General features: G+C 59.1%; 13 protein-coding genes. 4 read left to right on the top strand and 9 right to left on the bottom strand.

Going from position 1 to position 16747, the window contains the following annotated elements; translation table 11 throughout:
- Positions 1-360 precede the first annotated feature (360 nt).
- Together AWR36_RS15420 and AWR36_RS15415 are read left to right on the top strand one after the other, a co-directional pair.
- Positions 361-1032, top strand: coding sequence for an SOS response-associated peptidase family protein (locus AWR36_RS15420; protein WP_067087167.1), 672 nt, complete (start codon positions 361-363; stop codon positions 1030-1032).
- A 48-nt stretch (positions 1033-1080) separates the two neighbouring features.
- On the top strand, positions 1081-1932 hold the full coding sequence (locus AWR36_RS15415) for a M90 family metallopeptidase (protein WP_067087398.1): 852 nt from the start codon (positions 1081-1083) through the stop codon (positions 1930-1932).
- Here the strand turns inward: AWR36_RS15415 and AWR36_RS15410 are convergent.
- From AWR36_RS15410 to AWR36_RS15390, 5 genes are all read right to left on the bottom strand, one after another.
- Positions 1820-2488, bottom strand: coding sequence for a nucleotidyltransferase family protein (locus AWR36_RS15410; RefSeq protein WP_082679648.1), 669 nt, complete (start codon positions 2486-2488; stop codon positions 1820-1822). The two genes, AWR36_RS15415 and AWR36_RS15410, sit on opposite strands and share 113 nt — an antisense overlap.
- A 54-nt stretch (positions 2489-2542) precedes the next feature.
- Complete coding sequence (locus AWR36_RS15405; RefSeq protein WP_067087163.1) at positions 2543-6517, bottom strand: translocation/assembly module TamB domain-containing protein; 3975 nt, start codon at positions 6515-6517, stop codon at positions 2543-2545.
- A gap of 1 nt (position 6518) precedes the next feature.
- Complete coding sequence (locus AWR36_RS15400) at positions 6519-8300, bottom strand: autotransporter assembly complex protein TamA (protein ID WP_067087160.1); 1782 nt, start codon at positions 8298-8300, stop codon at positions 6519-6521.
- Positions 8301-8497: 197 nt separating this feature from the next.
- The gene (locus tag AWR36_RS15395; RefSeq protein ID WP_067087157.1) at positions 8498-8875 is read right to left on the bottom strand and encodes a hypothetical protein; all 378 of its coding nucleotides are present in this window, start codon (positions 8873-8875) and stop codon (positions 8498-8500) included.
- A 161-nt stretch (positions 8876-9036) separates the two neighbouring features.
- Positions 9037-11010 carry an acetoacetate--CoA ligase gene (locus tag AWR36_RS15390; RefSeq protein WP_067087153.1) on the bottom strand — a complete coding sequence of 658 codons (1974 nt, stop codon included), beginning with the start codon at positions 11008-11010 and terminating at the stop codon, positions 9037-9039.
- A gap of 167 nt (positions 11011-11177) precedes the next feature.
- Here AWR36_RS15390 and AWR36_RS15385 point away from each other — a divergent pair, with 167 nt between their 5' ends.
- A complete protein-coding gene (locus tag AWR36_RS15385) occupies positions 11178-12059 on the top strand; it encodes a LysR family transcriptional regulator (RefSeq protein WP_067087150.1) in 882 nt (293 codons plus the stop codon).
- Here AWR36_RS15385 and AWR36_RS15380 read toward each other — a convergent pair.
- The 4 genes from AWR36_RS15380 to AWR36_RS15365 form a co-directional block, all read right to left on the bottom strand.
- Positions 12056-12532: a Dps family protein gene (locus tag AWR36_RS15380; RefSeq protein WP_067087145.1), complete on the bottom strand. Its 477-nt coding sequence runs from the start codon at positions 12530-12532 to the stop codon at positions 12056-12058. The genes AWR36_RS15385 and AWR36_RS15380 overlap by 4 nt on opposite strands.
- A 245-nt stretch (positions 12533-12777) precedes the next feature.
- Positions 12778-13167, bottom strand: a complete 390-nt coding sequence (locus AWR36_RS15375) for a c-type cytochrome (RefSeq protein WP_231745366.1) — start codon at positions 13165-13167, stop codon at positions 12778-12780.
- A 225-nt stretch (positions 13168-13392) separates the two neighbouring features.
- On the bottom strand, positions 13393-14760 hold the full coding sequence (gene safD, locus AWR36_RS15370; protein WP_067087141.1) for a sulfoacetaldehyde dehydrogenase SafD: 1368 nt from the start codon (positions 14758-14760) through the stop codon (positions 13393-13395).
- Between the two features lie 5 nt (positions 14761-14765).
- Complete coding sequence (locus AWR36_RS15365; RefSeq protein WP_176491156.1) at positions 14766-15512, bottom strand: sulfite exporter TauE/SafE family protein; 747 nt, start codon at positions 15510-15512, stop codon at positions 14766-14768.
- A gap of 163 nt (positions 15513-15675) precedes the next feature.
- On the opposite strand from AWR36_RS15365, the gene AWR36_RS15360 reads away from it, so the two are divergent.
- Positions 15676-16095, top strand: a complete 420-nt coding sequence (locus AWR36_RS15360) for a DUF1330 domain-containing protein (protein ID WP_067087133.1) — start codon at positions 15676-15678, stop codon at positions 16093-16095.
- Positions 16096-16747: the final 652 nt, after the last annotated feature.

Raw genomic sequence — 16747 nt, 5'->3', positions numbered from 1 at the left:
GCACACCTATTTCCCACCGGCAAGGATGTGCCTTTTTTGTTTGACTCGATTGAGCGGTGGACGCACCTCCCAGGTTCGATCATCTCGCACAGCGAGTTGAGACCCAGCACAGCGACAAACCGGCAGGACGGCCGATTTGGACGCCAAAGGCGCCCTTGCGGCGAGCGCCAGGGAAGGCGCGAGTCATCCCGACGGGGCGAAACACGCCCTGGCGTGTTTCGAATCCATCCTCCCCTGCACCACACCCATCTCCATCTTTTGTAAGGACCACACTCACAGCAGACACACCTGAGCGGACTCCCCCTCTGTTTCCGGTAGTGAAGCCGGGCACCCGAAGACAGATCCCCTTACAATACACCCATGTGCAGCTTATTCGACACGGATGACCACGCCGGCATCGAGCGCTTCCTCGAGGAAGTCGGAGCACGGCATCGGGAGCGTATGCGCTACGGCAAGCGCCATCGCCCCACTTCAACAGTCAGCATTGTCACGGCACGCAATGGGGACGCAGAGGTGGAAGACGCCACCTGGCACCTGTATTTGCAGAAAGACGGCGACATCTACAAACCCCACAAGAAATACTGGTCGATCAACAGCAACTGGCGGAAGCTCCCGCAACGTCCGGAATACCGCCACAGCCGCTGCCTGATTCCCGCCACCTCCTGGGTCGAGAGCCAGCACGGCGAGGATCCGGTGGAATTCGGCTTTGGCCCGCCATTCTTTTTCTGTGGCCTCTACAAGAGCTGGGAGGGTGGCGAGCTGCTCAGCTGCTCCATCATCACCCTGCCCGCCCACCAGTTGACCGCCCGATACTACGACAAGAGCCTGCCCATGATCGCCCCCGCAAGCAGGGAGTTTTGTCGTCGCTGGCTCAGTGATGATCCGGATACCTCTATCTTCGAACGCTACCTGACACCACGGATTGAATACGCCGGGCATGCCCTCACAGTGACGCCTCTCAAGAGAGCAACATCGACCGAACATGCCGGCTCGACCCGGGCCCTCACAGTGCCACCGGATGCAGGGGGATAACGCAGGCACACGCATTGGAAAACTAACGCTAAGGGAGTGGATGCCAACTTGCAGACTTTTCTAGCCATTGTCGCGGTCGCGGTATTAGTGTGGCTGCTGCCCTACCTCTGGAGGCGCTGGCGCTTTCGCCACCTGCGCTCACGACCGCTCACCGCCGCACAGAAACGGCTGCTCCGGCAGGCCCTGCCGATTTACCAACATCTGTCCGCCGGGCTTCAGTCCGAGCTGGAAAGCAACGTCAGCCTGATCTTGCAGGACAAAGAATTCGTCGGCTGCGAGGGGCTGCGTATCACTGAAGAAGTGCGGGTGAGCATCGCGGCTTTTGCCGGCCTGCTCCTCCTGCGACGAGAGCACCGTGGTTACCCGGATCTGCGAACCGTGCTGGTCTACCCGGAAACCTATGTAGCCAGGGAAACCCACTTCGAGGGCTATGTCGAGACAACCCATGACAGCGCGCGAGAGGGGGAAGCCCACTACCTGGGGCCGGTGGTGATCTCCTGGTCAGACCTGCAACACGACATGCGGCACCCGGAAAACGGACGCAACGTGGCACTGCACGAATTTGCCCACAAGCTGGACGAAGAGGATGGCGTCTTTGATGGCCGCCCGGTTTTTACCGGCAAGGGAGAGGGACGCAATTGGGCGGCTGTGCTGAGTAAGGAATACCGTCGCCTTCAGGAGGTCAGCGCCGGCCTTGCACACACCGAGGAAGTTCCCACGGTGTTGGACCTTTATGGAGCCATCTCGCCAGCGGAGTTCTTCGCGGTTGCCACCGAGGCATTTTTCGTCACTCCCCACGCGTTGCGACGGCACCACGCAGATCTCTACGGGGAATTCCAAAGTTTTTATCGGCTGGATCCGGCTGAATTGCTGCCTGAAAGTCCGCCGGTGAATCAATAGAGCGGATCAGTGTGGTGTCATCCACCAACTGATACCGGACTCGCTCCGCACGATTGCGTAACAATTTTTTCAGGCCGTGGCGCACGGACAGTGACAGCAAATCGGGAAATAGTTCCGCACCCACGGTTACCACCTCTCCCACTTCACCAAGACAGACCGGTACGGTGATCGACCTACGCTCGCTCTGCAGCAGTAATGCGCTGAGGATCTCTGGTCTCAGGTACGGCATGTCGGCAGGAACCACGGCAATGACATCCAAGTGCGGATCAGCCTGCAGCAGCGCTTCGCTACCTTTCGCGATACTGGCCCCTACGCCAACGGGCCAGGGGGGCGCGTGCACCGGAAACACACCCCGCTGTACCAGCAAATGCTCCACCAGTGGGTCTCTGGCGCGGACTACCACTTGTAACAACGAGCCGGGATGGTCCGCCAACGCGAGCCGCACACGACCGAGCGTTGCCGCGAGCATTGGCTCCCCTTCAACGCTGGCAAGCCGCTTGTCACTGCGAAAGCGCCGTGAGTAGCCGCCTGCCAGAATCAGTGCACCATATCTCATACGTTTGCCGCTCCGCGCCCGGCACACGTGCCGGTTCAATGATGGCTACAGCTCTTAATAGTCCCTCTTCCACTGCAGCTCCACACTTCCGGCGCCGCTTTCACTCTCATCAGCGGATTTGAACTGTAGATCCAGGTTTCGACGGAGTTCGATCTGCATCTTTGCCTCCCAGGGGTTCAGCGGGTCCGTGCTGCGCTGCAATTCGATATAAATACGGTTAGTGATGTACTTGCCCAGGCTCAGAGCGTACTGATCCCCCTCGTCAGTTTCCTCGGACTGGACGTCAAGAGTGTCCACCCCCAACAGCTCGCGGGTTTTGGCCACCGGATCAAACGCCGCGGCGCCACCGCCCTGCAGGGTGCGAACCACACTCACCAGGCGCACCGCCTGAAGGGCGGAAATATCCTGTAGGGACTTGCCAAACAGCAGCTGCGCAAAGATTTCATCCTGCGCCGCCGGTGGTGTAGAGCTAAACTCGATATCGATGTCGTCCCCACTCCCGGATATCTCAGCGATGATCTCGCCATCGGCATACTGGTGGCGCCCCTTCACAAAGATCGCGGCCACATTATTCTCGAACTGGATCTGACCATCCTGCAGTTCAAAGCGCTTACCCAGCAGGTCGAAATTACCGCGCACGATTCGCAAGGCTCCGGCAGCGCTGGGCTTTGCCGCAGTGCCACCGACATCGACCGTGCCCACCAACTCGGAATCGAGGCCAAGACCCCGGACGTAGGATTGCTGATCCAGCACCACCTGCACCGCCAGCCGGATGTTATCCAAAAGCGGCCGAGACTCCTCCACCGGTGGCCCGTCCACTTCCACCTCGACCACGTCGATCTCCGGCACGCTGCTTCCGAGGAGCTGCTCGAACTGGACCGTAAGTGGGCGTAGCGTTAAACGCCCCTCCAGCAGGGATTCATCTGTGGTACCGGTCAGGGTAAGGTTGCCAGAGATGGCACCCTTGACCGCCGGGGTATTGAGCAGGTGCGCTCGCTCCGCACGCAGCCGCAAATCCAGTTCCGGCGCGCCATCGGTTGGGAGGCGCACCTCTCCAGCGAAATTGATACTGCCATTCTCGCCATCTTCTGCACGCGCGCGCTCGATCACCCAGCGCTGGGGTGTAAAACGTGCGAGAAAGTCGATACGACGCAAGCGTGTATTGGTAGGCCGGTGCTCGTAGGAGCCGCCCAAAAGCTCGATCCGGCCATCGAGGTCGGGGCTGGACAGAGTGCCACCCGCATCCAGAGTGAAGTTAAGCTGTCCTTTCAGCGCGTGAATATCAGGATCGAAGAAAGCTGCCACGACAGACAGGTCCGCGCTACCGTTGCTCTGTAGTCCGAGCGGCATCGGTTGTGCCGGTTCCCCTTCTGCAGGCGGGGCTGTAAACCTCTGCAACATCGGGCTTACCTCAAGCACCGCGCTGGCATCCACTGCTCGCCGCTCACCATGGCTAGCGCCGAGAGAGAGATCGAGATTACCACCCCGCGTCTGCCATCCCAGCACCAGGTTGAGGGGTTCACCGCCGCCACGAACCGTTTCCGACCGCCGGCTGTCGACACTGAGTTCCCCGGCAATTTGCGGATCAGAGGGGCTGCCTGCCGCCGTTGCCCACAAGCTGAACGCTCCGTTCTCACGAATATCTGCGGGCAGGTTCACCGGCAAGTCGGCCAGCCGCCCCCTACCGCGCAGGTCCAGCAGCAGCGTCTTGCTATCGATCATTCCCTCTGCGGAGAGCTGGTTGTCAGCGGCCCACACAAGCTCCAAAGCGGATATTTGCAGAGCCCCCGAGGCGTATCCCAGGTTGCCCTGCAGATGCCAGGGCTCGCCAAGGTAAAGACCGACAGCCAACAGGTTCACATTACCCTCGGGGCGGGAAAACGGTCCGCTGAACTCGCCGTCAAGACTCACTTCGCCCTCGAGCGATGGAGGAAGCTCGACCCCCGCCAGCTGTGCCAGGGAGACGGGAATATTGCGACCGGCAATGGTCAGGTCCGCCCGCGCTTTGCGCGGCTCAATCACCCCGTCGACTTCCAGCCAGGCAGAGCCGGCCCGGCCCAGCTGCTCCGCCTCTGTCGCCAGCATCATGACGTCGTCCGGGGGATAGCCACCCTTCACCGGCTCCCGGTCGCGGCTGATCAACGACTGTGGTCCGCGCAGGCTGAGGGGCTCCGCCAGGGTGGGCTCACCGGCAAAGAGCTCCAGCCGCATTTGATCGAGTTCGATCTTTTCCAGATCCCCCGCTGCTGCCCCCTCCAGTCGATAACGGTACTGGCGGTAACGGCCGGAAGATGTCAGGTCAGTCTCAATACGCAGATTGTTCCAGGGGCCACTTACCGCTGCCGAGGCGTCAAGATTCAGGACCAGTCCGCTTGCCGCTTCGACGCCGAGGGCCTCCGACGGACTGAAGTTCTCACCCGCAACCTCCAACTTGAAATCCAGAGCCTGAGCCTCGATCGCAACCTCGCCGGCGCCGTCGACGGACAGCCCTTCTCCCTCCAGTTTCAGCTCAGTGACGGTGACAGACTTGAGATCCCCCTCGACGGCGGCACTCAGCCGCGCTGTGAAAGACTCGTAAGCCGGTTGTGCCTGCAAGTCTGCGGTGAAGCGCGGATTTTTCCACGGACCGGTCGCGGTGACCTGCAGTTGCTCGATGTCCCCTGACAACTGCGGCGGCAGCGGTGACGATTCGGTGAAGGCCGTGAGTATTTCGTTCAACTCGGCAACGGTCATTCCCGCCAGCAGTCCCTCGAGATCAAGCGTTTGCTGCCCGAGGTCGACGGTGCCACTGGCTTCCAACCGGGCATCCGCATAGTCGAGACTCGCCGAATGCAGTGTGAGGACCTTCTGTTCCGTCTGCAGCCTTCCCTGCAAACGCAGCGGCCGCTGGCGAAAATGGCTACTGAGGTCGACCAGCCCCGACACTTCAGGCAGGGAAAGGGGCCCGCGCAGGTTCAGATCCGCTGACAGCCAGCCACCTTCCAAAACATCCTGCCAGGGGCGGGAGATGGAGAGCGGCAGCCGGCGCAATTGCACCTCCGCATCGACGCCCCCCTCCCCGACGCGACCGGAAAGCAAATGGCGGGTATCATCGACGCGGAGGGTCAGGCCCTCTGTGTCCAACCGCCAGGGAGCCAGCGTAAAATCCAATGGCCCTGAGAGCGCGAAGCGGTGCTCCACAAGCGGCAGATTCAGTCGCTCAATATCCACACGCCACTGCCCGGCGCCGGTTTCACGTAACTCGAGCAGTGCCTCGGCATCCAATGCCTGTCCATCAGGCAGATGCAGCAGTCTTCCCAGAAAGCCCCGGGGGTCCTCGGAGACCGCCAGCTCTACCGCAACCGCGCCGGTGTCGTTTTCAGCGGCTGACAGATCCAGGAGCAGGTGGTCGCCCTTCACTTCACGCACTGTGAGTTCAAGATCGTTACGGGATCCGGGCCAACGCAGCGCCGCATTGCCTTTCACACTCAGCAATGGCAGGTCCGGCATCCGATGATCGAGCACCCGCAGGCGGTCGATACTGAGTTCGCCGAGCCGCAACGTGGGCAGCGACAGCGGTTCCGTCGTTGTCGGGGGCTTTTCCCCGTCACTCACGGCCTCCAGTAAGCGCGCCAGGGTGTCGTTATCGAAACGCAATGTGTCGGCACAGACATAATCCACATCGATCCGTCCGCGAACCAGTGCCGGCAGCTGGATGGAAAAAGACAGGTTCTGCGCCTGAGCCAGGTTCTGCTCGCCGTAATCCACCCGCAGGCGACTGAAACTCCACTGCCCAAGCGCGGGACTGGACATCCCCTCTGTCTCGATATCTAACCCAGAAACCACTTCTTCCGCGGTCATCAATGCCATGCGGGTCAATGCGATGCGCCCCGGTTCAGTGCCCAGTAGAAACAGCAGGGCCAGCAACAGGACGAAGAACAGGCTGAACAGCAGAGAGCCGCGCCCGCTCAGCCCCCGCCACAGGTTGCCGAGCAGTACCCCCAGAGCCCTCAGGTAGCCGACCGTTAGCGCATGGAGTGACTTCCACATATCAGAATGCCTGCCCCAGGCTCACATAGACCTGAAAGTCGTCATCCAGGTCATCGCGCTTATCCAGGGGGAATGCGACATCCAGTCTCAGGGGAGCGAAGGAGGTAATGTATCTGACACCAATGCCCGCGCCCCAGAATAGGTCCGAGAAATTCGGGCTGGGGTCCGCATAGGCATTGCCGCCGTCGACAAAAATAACGCCACCCCAGGTATCGGAAAAACGCAGGCGTCCTTCGAGAGAAATTTCGCTCAACGCCCGGCCACCAATCGCGTCACCGAGCTTGAACGTGCCATCGGGCTCTTCGACCAGTGGTCGCGGGCCCAGCGACTGGAAGGCGTAGCCTCGCACGGAGCCGCCGCCGCCGGCATAAAAGCGCTCGTCTGCCGGCAACTCGAAGTTATTCAATCCGGAGATAACGCCGGCTTTGAGACGAAGCGACAGTGTCGGCTCAAAGCGCATTTCCCCGGCAGTCTTGTAACCGGTCAGCACCACGGTGGTTTTCAGAAATCGGGTGTCGGTATCGCCCACATCGACATAGGGTTTGAGCTCAAAGGCCGCCGTGGCGCCGCGACGGGCGTCGAGCAGGTTGTCCGTGGTATCGAGTTTCAGACCGAGCGGGAATGACAGCAGCTGGTAATTCTCGCTGCCGACTTCCTCTTCCTCTTCCACCTGGCTGAATTTAAGTTCGCTACCCACACTGGCGGTGCGGTTTCTACTCAGGGTACGGAAGACAGTGGCCCCGACTGTCAGGGATTCTGCCGAGTAAGAGTCGCGCTCTTCATTGGACAGCTCGACCTTCCCCGCCAGGTTCTGATCCTCGCGAAAGAAGCGCGGCACGGTAAGCTCAGCCTTGAGCGTCTGCTGGACCGGATTGATCTTGCTCTCGACTTCTATTTTTTCACCGCGCTGGAAGATATTGCGATGCTCCCAGCCCGCTGAGACACCGGCGCCCTCACTGGAGTAATAGCCAACCCCCAGGCGCAGGGTGCGATGGCGTCGCTCCTTGAGCACAAAAATCACATCCACCTGCCCGGCGTCGGGCGCCGAGACTTCACTATTGACGCTACTAATGAGATTCGTACGCAGTAACTTGAGGCGCGCAGCGTCCAGCTTTCGCCTGCTAAAGCAATCCCCGGGGGAGATCTGAAGCTTATCCTGAAGGAACGCCTCGTCGATAGTTGTGACACCTTCGATGCGAACCTCGCCCACAGACACTTCAGGGCTCGGCGCTACCCGATAAACCAGCCGGGCCCTCGCCTCGCTGTGAATGATCGTAGCCTGGTAACTCACATCGACATTCAGCAGGCAGGCATTCTCCATGAGGAAATCCTCGATGGCTTTTACCCCACCGAGCACTTTGTCGGCCTCGAGCGGGTCTCCAACGCCGATCGGCAAACCACTGAACCCCTGCCGCAAGCGAGCGGGCATATCGATCGACAGGCTTTTTATCAGGTACTGGGGGCCCGGATTGATCCGGTAAGTGATAGTGCCGTCGGTCACCGAGTGGCGAATACTGGCATCGTAAAAGCCACGCGAGCGCAGCAGCTTCTGAAGATTTCCCTGCTCGTAACGCGCCACATCGCGAGGGTCCTCGTAACTTTTGAGGACAGAGCTGCCTTTGCGCAGGGTCTCCAGCTCTTCCCGGAGCCAGTCCCGCAGCTCCCGATCCCCTTCGACCCGGACCTTGAAATCCGGTAACTGGTCAAAAAAAGGGATGGCCTCGAGGCGCTGCACAGGCAGGGCGAGGAACAGGGCAATCAGGAAAGCGAAAATACGTGGCAAAGCTTCCGTCCGCTGGAAATAGGCAGATGATCGGCATCCGGGCCGCTTGCTATTATTTGGCGTATCACGGGAATCAGGTTCCTCCGATACTGGATCTGTCGCACCAGTTCAGACCGCGAGAATCCCGGAAAGTGCGCCGCCCGGCGGAGAGCAAGAGCTAGCCCGGGGCGAGCCAGGTCATGCTCCGCCGGACTCCCTCATGGTTGAGGAGCGCCAACTCTTCCTTTAATGGGGTTACAGTTGCGGATCACCACCCGCCCCTCCAACAAATTGCCTTTCGAGTACTCGGAAAAAATACAGGTGTTGGTTTCCGGGTCGAAATTCTGGATCCAGAGGTTGTCCTCTTTCCAGGTGGCGCCAATGTGCTGCTGCCCCTCCGGCACGGAAATACGCATTACGCCGCCGAAACGCTTTACAAAGACCTGTTCGTAGTGGAAGAAGTACGCCAGCCAGCCGATCAGGAACACAATACCTGCGGCGATTGCCCCTTTACTGAGGCTACCCAGCCGGCTTCCGACGAAGAGGCACAGAGCGACAAGAGCGATCACTGCCGCCCAGTAGAGGTAAGTGACCATGGTTATTCTTCCGTAGTGTTATTGATGCTTGCTGTGGGAAGGGTAGCGCAGATTGGCGGGTAACTAAATGATACTGGAAGGCAGTGCCTGGACAGGGCAGGCCCGATAGGGATGCAAACAAGGACTAAGGGCGGGGGGATGCCCCCCGCCGTATTTCGCCGTTATGCCTCCGCCAGCTCGGGAAGGTTTTCGTACAGCTTCAGTGCCTCGGGATTGGCCAGGGCCTCCTGATTTTTCACCGGCTTCCCGTGCACCATGTTGCGAACCGCCAGCTCGACGATCTTGCCGCTGATGGTCCGGGGGATATCTGCCACCTGGATCACCTTGGCGGGAACATGCCTGGGAGTGGTGTTGGCGCGAATGGTCGTGCGGATTTTCTGCACCAGCTCGTCATTCAGCTCTACGCCCTCACGCAATACGACGAACAGCACCACGCGAACATCGTCCTGCCACTCCTGCCCGATGCAGATGCTGTCGAGCACCTCTTCGACTTTTTCCACCTGCCGGTAAATCTCGGCAGTGCCGATACGAACGCCACCCGGGTTGAGTACCGCATCGGAGCGGCCGTAAATCACCACACCACCATGCTGGGTAATTTCCGCATAATCGCCGTGGGCCCATACGCCGGGCCAGTTCTCAAAATAGGCGCCGCGGTACTTGGAGCCGTCCTCATCGTTCCAGAAACCAATCGGCATACAGGGGAACGACTTGGTGCATACCAGCTCCCCTTTATCCCCCACCACGGGCTTGCCATCGTCGTTCCACACTTCCACGGCCATCCCCAGCCCCCGGCACTGCAGCTCACCGGCGTATACCGGTAGTACCGGGTTACCGAGGGCGAAGCAGGAAATAATATCGGTGCCACCGGAGATGGAAGACAGGCAGAGGTCTTGCTTGATGTCGCGATAGACATATCGGAAGCCCTCATGCGCCAGCGGAGAGCCGGTCGAAAGCACTGCCCGCAGTCGCTCCAGCTTGTGAGTCTCGCGCGGCTTGCAACCGGCCTTTTCCAGTGCCGCGATGTACTTGGCACTGGTGCCGAAAACACTGATGCCCTCTTCGTCGGTCATATCCCAGAGCGATTTGGCTGCAGGATAGAATGGGGAACCGTCGTAAAGCACCAGCGTAGCGCCACAGGCAAGACCACTCACCAGCCAGTTCCACATCATCCAACCACAGGTTGTGAAGTAGAACAGAGCGTCATCACGACTGAGGTCTCCGTGCAGGCGATGCTCCTTCAGGTGCTGCAGCAGGGTGCCGCCAGCGCCGTGGACGATACACTTGGGCACCCCGGTCGTACCGGACGAGTACATGATGTACAGCGGGTGATTGAATGGCGTCTGCTCGAAGGTGAGCGGCGTCTGCGGGGCATTGCCGACGAAGTCCTGCAGGGCGACCGCACGATCCATCTGCTCCACAGCGACGCGGGTATCCTCCGCTGAGCGGGCAACCGGCACAGCAACCAGCTTCTGCACGGAGTCGATGCGCCCGAGGATCTCCTTCAGGCGCGGCAGGGAATCGATGGTTTTGCCGTTATAGAAATAGCCTTCACAGGCAACCAGCACCTTGGGCGCTACCTGCCCGAAACGATCCAGCACCCCGTTGATCCCGAAATCGGGAGAACAGGAGGTCCAGATGGCACCAATACTCGTGGTGGCAAGCATAGCCACGACCGTGTCGATGATATTGGGCATGAAACCGGCAACACGGTCACCTTTTTCAACCCCTTCCTGCCGCAACGCCGCGGCAAACCGCTCCACACGCTCATAGAGTTCGGCATAGCTCAGACTGCGGCGCTGTCCGTTCTCCAGTCTCTCAACCAGGGCGGTTTTGTCATCGCGGTAGCGCAACAGGTTCTCGGCAAAGTTCAGGCGAGCATCCGGGAACCACTCGGCCCCGGGCATGGTGTCATTACCCAGTACCCGTTCACCCCGATCTCCGGCGATGACTTCGCCGAAATCCCACACGGTGCTCCAGAAATCTTCCCGCTGGGCCACTGACCACGCGTAAAGATCATCGTAGTCGGCCAGGCTCGCGCCGAAGCGCTCATTGACCAACCGGCGGAACTGGTCCATCTGGGTGGCGGCGATGGCCTCAGGCGTCGGGGCCCAGAGAGGGTTAGTATTGTTGCTCATCTCGACTGACCTCATCGGTTCCTTATTGTGAATGCCACCAGCCTAGGGGGCATCGATCGTGGGGACAATCATGCCTTGGTCTAACATTTAAATATAATTTAAACTTTCAAACATATGTTAAGTTTTAATTATGAATTAGATCTATCGGACTGAACCGGAGACGCGCCATGAATGCCACCGTAAAGCAGCTCCGGGCCTTCGTCGCCGTGGCCAAAACCCGCAGCCTGGCGCAGGCCAGCGCACAGCTCCATGTCTCGCAGCCCGCGCTCTCCATCTCCATACGCAATCTCGAAGCCACTGTCGGTGGCCCGCTGTTCAGTCGTGACAGTCGCCAGCTGGCCCTCACTCCTGAGGGTGCAGAGTTTCTCGGGCGCGCGGAACAGCTCCTGCGCAGCTGGGACCAGTCCCTGGATGCCCTGCAGCAACGCTTTCGCCTGCAACGGGGCCAGCTGGCGCTGGCAGTCATACCCGCCTTCGCCCTGAACCGCCTGCCGCCGCTTTTGGCGGCGTTTCATCGCGAGCACCCGCAGATCAACATCATTCTGGAAGATGTGGTAATGGAGAGGGTGGTGCAATCCTTGCTGGAGGGCCGCGCTGAATTGGGCATCAGCTTCCGCCCGGACGATTTGAGTGGGCTCGAATTTATTCCTTTCGACGAGGACCGGTTTGTCGCCATTACCCCGGCGGGGCATCCATTGGCCGGGCGAAAATCCCTGCGCTGGGTCGATCTGGCTGCATCGCCATTTATCGCGATGAACCGTGGCTCTGCAGTCCGGCGCTGGACCGACCAGGCTTTCGTCGAGGCCGGGCGCGACATGCAACTGTTCTGCGAAGCCAGCCAGTTGAGCACAATCGGGCAGATGGTCAGGGAGGGTCTGGGGGTCAGCGTGGTACCCAGTCTCTGCGAACCGCAGATGCGTGAACTGGGTCTTGCCGTCAAGGCACTCACTGCGCCCGCGGTAACTCAGGAAGTGGGGGCTCTGATACGCAACAGGGGCGGATTATCCGCCCCTGCACGTGCATTCCTGCAGCTACTACAGCCAGATTAAGACTTCTTGGAAGTGGCGCGTAGCATCCAGGCTGTTTTCTCGTGGACACTCATACGATCGCCCACCAGCGCGACGGTGGATTCATCCTCACCCTGCTGGGCGGCTTTCAGCACCTCTCGGCAGGTTTTCACCACTTGCTCGTGTCCCTTGGTAAGGATTTCTACCATTTTGTCTGCACTGGGCACTTCAACAACCTCTTCTACAGAGGTCAGGCTGGCGAACGCCTTGTAGGTACCTGGCGCCGGCACATCCAGGGTCCGGATACGCTCAGCGATATCGTCCACGGCCTCTGCCAGCTCCGTGTACTGCTCCTCGAACATCAGGTGTAGCTCCCGGAACATGGGACCGGTGACGTTCCAGTGGAAGTAATGAGTCTGCAGATAGAGCGTGTAGCTATCTGCCAGCAGCCGCTTCAGGCCCTCGGCGATATGCTCTCGATCCTTCTCGCCAATACCAATATCGATCTTGGTCATGCTCAATATCTCCTTTCTTTTGCAAATTGCGGAAGTCTGCCGACCTCGTTGAGCAACATACTAACGTGATGAACTTTAATTGAAAATTTATATATGGAATCTGGTCGATAAGGAAAAACTATAGAAGAGTGTATCCAGCATCAACCCGGGCCGCATTTACCGAAGTAAAGCCCAGAAATCCTCGTTCATCAGAAACTTGGCGCGAATCGCAGAGGGTGATGACGTATTCAGGAGTCGCGCCTGCGTTACGGGGATTGCTCTGCCATCAGGCGAATCAGGGCGGCATATTCCTCGTCGGAGCAGTCAAAGCAAAGCCCACGCGGCGGCATGGCCCGGTAACCGTTGCGGGCGTTATCCACGAGGGTATACATCCCCTTTTCCAACCGCACGGCCCACGCCGCCTGATCCCCGGTTCTTGGCGCGCCATTGATACCGCTGTTGTGGCAACTGAAACAGGTTCTCTGGTAGAGCACCTGGGTGTCTCTGGGTGCACTGGCTTCCGCACCAAGCGGTGAGTCCAGCTGCGCCCCCTCCGGCTCCCGGGGTGAGCAGGCCACAGAAATGATTGCCGCGGTAATGAAAAAAACTCGGGTCCTGAACGATTTGAAACGCGGGCGATGATCAAAATACCTCACAGACAATCTCCTGACAGCTTGTGATTTTTATACTGAGCGAGGTTCGGAAGTCATACCCACGTCTGGCGAATATGGCTACCTATTGCCAGGCCAAGGCACTGGGTTGCTGGCAGGAATTATGACCACAGGTGCCCGAAAGCCGCAAGCTGGGCCACGGGGTGCCCAGCCAGGACCTGTAAACAGGCAGCGGTGGTTTATCAGAAGCTTCAGGGTCTGTCAGGAGACTTAAATCACCAGGGACTTCTGGTAGCTCATTTCACGAATGGCATAGCGCACACCCTCACGACCTACGCCACTTTCCTTGACGCCACCGAACGGGAAGTGCTCAGCGCGGAAGCCCGGACCGTCGTTGACGGCCAATAGTCCCACATCGAGCTGATTGAACAGCATTTTTGCGATCGACAGGTTCTGAGTGAAAACGCCTGCCTGCAGCCCGAAGGCACAGTTGTTGACCAGGGACACCACCTCTTCGACCTCATCGAAGCGACGCAGGGGCATGACAGGGCCAAAAGTCTCCTCTGCCACCAGGTCGGCATCATCAGGCACATTTTCCAATACCGTCGGCCAGAGAATGTTGCCATCGCGCTTGTGGCCAGCCAGCACGCGAGCGCCTGCCTCCACTGCCGCCGAGATACGCTGCTCGACCTCATCCGCAGCGCCGGCGTGGATCAGCGGACCGATGAAAGTCTCATCTTTCGTGGGATCACCGACCTTGAGGGCCCTGGTCGCCTCAACCAGTTTGGTGGCAAAGCGATCGTAAACCGCACTGTGCACAAACAGTCGCTTGGCAGCAGTGCAACGTTGGCCAGCGGTAGCGAAACGCTGGTTGATAGCCGCTGCTACCGCCGCATCAAGGTCTGCATCGTCCATGACGATCAATGGATCATTGCCACCCAGCTCGAAGAGCAACTTCTTGTACCCGGCGCGGGCTGCAATGGCATTCGCCGCGGCTGTGCCCCCGGTGAAGTTCACAGCGTGCACCTGGGAATGTGCCACGGCATAACTGGTCGCATCAATATCGGGGATCAGCATCTGCAGGACCGACTCCTCCATGCCAGCCTCGTAACATAGCTGCACCAGCATCTCTGCGGAACGCTTGTTCTGGGGCCCGGGCTTGAACAGAATGGTATTTCCCGCAGCAAAGGCGGGGCCAATTTTGTGCATGGCGATATTGATGGGGAAGTTGAATGGAGTGATACAGAGCACGGTTCCCAGTGGCTTCCACAGGACAACACCCACCCTATCCCGCTGGGGAGGGAAGGCATCGGAATCCAGAGCTTCGCCGTGGATACCCCGGGCCTCCATCGCGCTGGCCAATGCAGTGTTGTAGGCCCGCTCAATCTCAACCCGGCTATCGGAGATTGTCTTGCCCGTCTCTTCGGTAATCAGCCGGGCGAGAGCCTCTTTGCGATCCTGCAACAGGTTTGCCAAACGCAGGAGAATATCGGACCGGGCGAATGCCGGGGTCTCCGCCTGTAGCTTGCGCCCTTCAACCAAGAGCGCCAGCGCGCGATCGACATCTTCACGCCCCTGTAGTGCGTATTCCTCAATCAGATCCCCGGAGTACGGGTTGATGATTTGGTAGTCGCTCATTGGTCTTACCCCACCGTCAGCTGGTAAACAAGCCGCACTCCCGCAAGCAGCAGTGCAGCGCGCATTAATTTGAAGAAGAGCTCGCTATCGAGCCGATTGAGCAGTGCCACGCCGATGCGAGTGCCCACTACTGCCGCCACTGCCAAGACTAGGATCAGTCCCAGGTGATCGGAAAATGCAAAGCCGAGATAGATAAAAGCCGGTACCTTCAACGCATGGCACCAGGCCTGCATGACCGACTTGCTGGCCACCACTTCTTTAGGTGTGAGGTCCCGGCGAACGAAAAAGGGAGCCAGTAGCGGGTCGACGGCTCCGGCCAGGATCCCGAAACTCCCGGTCCCAAGCCCGAGCCATCCAAACTGGCCAGGAGCCAGGCGAATCTCTGGTAGCCGCTTAGGCTTGAAAACGGTATAGAAAATGAGTGCAGCCAGTAAGACCAGCGGCAGTTCCTGCCAGTCCAGGCGGGCCAGTCCCAGGGTCATCAACACCGCCCCGAGGGTACAACCGACGAAGAAGGGAATACAGAAGTCCCAGCGGATGTACTCCCTGACGTAGTAGATCCGGGCTACATTATTAATTAACTGCACGGCACCGTGAATCGGCACCAGCAGTCGCAGCGGGATCGCGACGTTCAGCGCCGCAAACATGAGAATGCCACCTGCCCCTCCGGTTACGGCCGATACGAACGCACTGATAACGCAGGCGAACAGCAAAAGGGCTATCGTAAGGTTGGAAAGCTCTCCCAATTCCACTGGAGATCCCGTTGTTGGTTTTATGGACAGCGGAGTGTACCCAAGGAGCCCGTCTCGACCCGGTATTCGCCGGCCTCGCAGTAGTTAATAACGGACATCTGCATCGGAATCCGCTCGCACTGCGTCTAACTGAAGCAACATAACCACAACAGTGAGTATTCACATGCTGAAACCCTTGATTACTGCCGTCTGCGCTTTCTCCCTGAGCGGCTGTATTTACGTGAGCATCAACGATACAGAAGACCTCGCCCACTCGGGCTCCTGCAATGAGCCGGTCTATCTTGTCCACAGCGGGTCCATCCGCGATACCGCGGCCTTGCAGGATTACCAGAACGCCCTTAGCCAGTCCGTTCATGAGCAGCGAGTGCCTGCTTACATGGTGACTGAGGAAGAACCGCTGCGACTGTTCAGTGGCTCGGAATCCGCAACGCCTGTCAGCCTGATCACCCGCTTCTCCTGCCTCGAGCAGGCAGAAGAGTACTGGGCCAGCAAGGACAATCAGCAACTGGCTCCTCTCCGCGAGCAGGCTGCCGACTTCCAGATTGCTGTATATCCGCTGGCTGATAAAGTCATCAGGTTTTAAATCCGCACGATGGATCTGATTCCGGTACCTGGCCGGGAATGCCAATGCTCAGAATGTAAGTAGGAAAGGGGCTCCCGTTTGGGTGGCCCTTTCTTTTATTTGAGCCGCGCTGGCGCTCCAGCTATGTACTCGAGTTCTTTGGCAACTTTGGAGATAGCGGCAGACCTACACTGGGTGTCGAGCTGCGCTCGCCATCGCGTGCGTGATATGGCATCCCGGCGCCTGCGGCGCCCCAGGCCGGCACCTGCGGTGCATTGCTCTGGGGTCGCGCACGACGCATATGGCAGCGCTTTGCGCTGCGTGATAGTGGGAGTTATTCACTGTATCTTAAATAAAAGAAAGGGCCACCCGATTGGGTGGCCCTTTCTTATATTTGAACCGGGCTGGCGCTCGGGCCTGACTAATGAACTTCGTCTGCAGTACGGCAGAACCTACACTGGGTGTCGAGCTGCGCTCGCCATTGCTACGCAACGCCTACGGCGCCCCAAGCTTGCACCGCTGGTGCAACGCTTGTCACATGGCAGCGCTTTGCGCTGCGTGGTAGTGGCAGTAATTCACCGTATCCAAAATAAAAAAAGGGCCACCCGATTGGGTGGCCCTTTCTTTTATTTAGAAGCCTGACGATGACCTACTCTCACATGGGGAAGCCCCA

The organism is Microbulbifer flavimaris (assembly GCF_001641755.2).
GTDB classification, from domain to species: Bacteria; Pseudomonadota; Gammaproteobacteria; order Pseudomonadales; family Cellvibrionaceae; genus Microbulbifer; species Microbulbifer flavimaris.
Note: the sequence above shows the minus strand (reverse complement) of the source record. Positions and strands in the feature narration are given on the sequence as shown.

Bases quoted from the DNA above. Each gene is read 5' to 3' on its own strand.
- AWR36_RS15420 (WP_067087167.1), top strand. From the start codon at position 361: ATGTGCAGCTTATTCGACACGGATGACCACGCCGGCATCGAGCGCTTC.
- AWR36_RS15385 (WP_067087150.1), top strand. From the start codon at position 11,178: ATGAATGCCACCGTAAAGCAGCTCCGGGCCTTCGTCGCCGTGGCCAAA.
- AWR36_RS15390 (WP_067087153.1), bottom strand. From the start codon at position 11,010: ATGAGCAACAATACTAACCCTCTCTGGGCCCCGACGCCTGAGGCCATC.
- AWR36_RS15360 (WP_067087133.1), top strand. From the start codon at position 15,676: ATGCTGAAACCCTTGATTACTGCCGTCTGCGCTTTCTCCCTGAGCGGC.
- AWR36_RS15405 (WP_067087163.1), bottom strand. From the start codon at position 6,517: ATGTGGAAGTCACTCCATGCGCTAACGGTCGGCTACCTGAGGGCTCTG.
- AWR36_RS15410 (WP_082679648.1), bottom strand. From the start codon at position 2,488: ATGAGATATGGTGCACTGATTCTGGCAGGCGGCTACTCACGGCGCTTT.
- safD (WP_067087141.1), bottom strand. From the start codon at position 14,760: ATGAGCGACTACCAAATCATCAACCCGTACTCCGGGGATCTGATTGAG.
- AWR36_RS15380 (WP_067087145.1), bottom strand. From the start codon at position 12,532: ATGACCAAGATCGATATTGGTATTGGCGAGAAGGATCGAGAGCATATC.
- AWR36_RS15395 (WP_067087157.1), bottom strand. From the start codon at position 8,875: ATGGTCACTTACCTCTACTGGGCGGCAGTGATCGCTCTTGTCGCTCTG.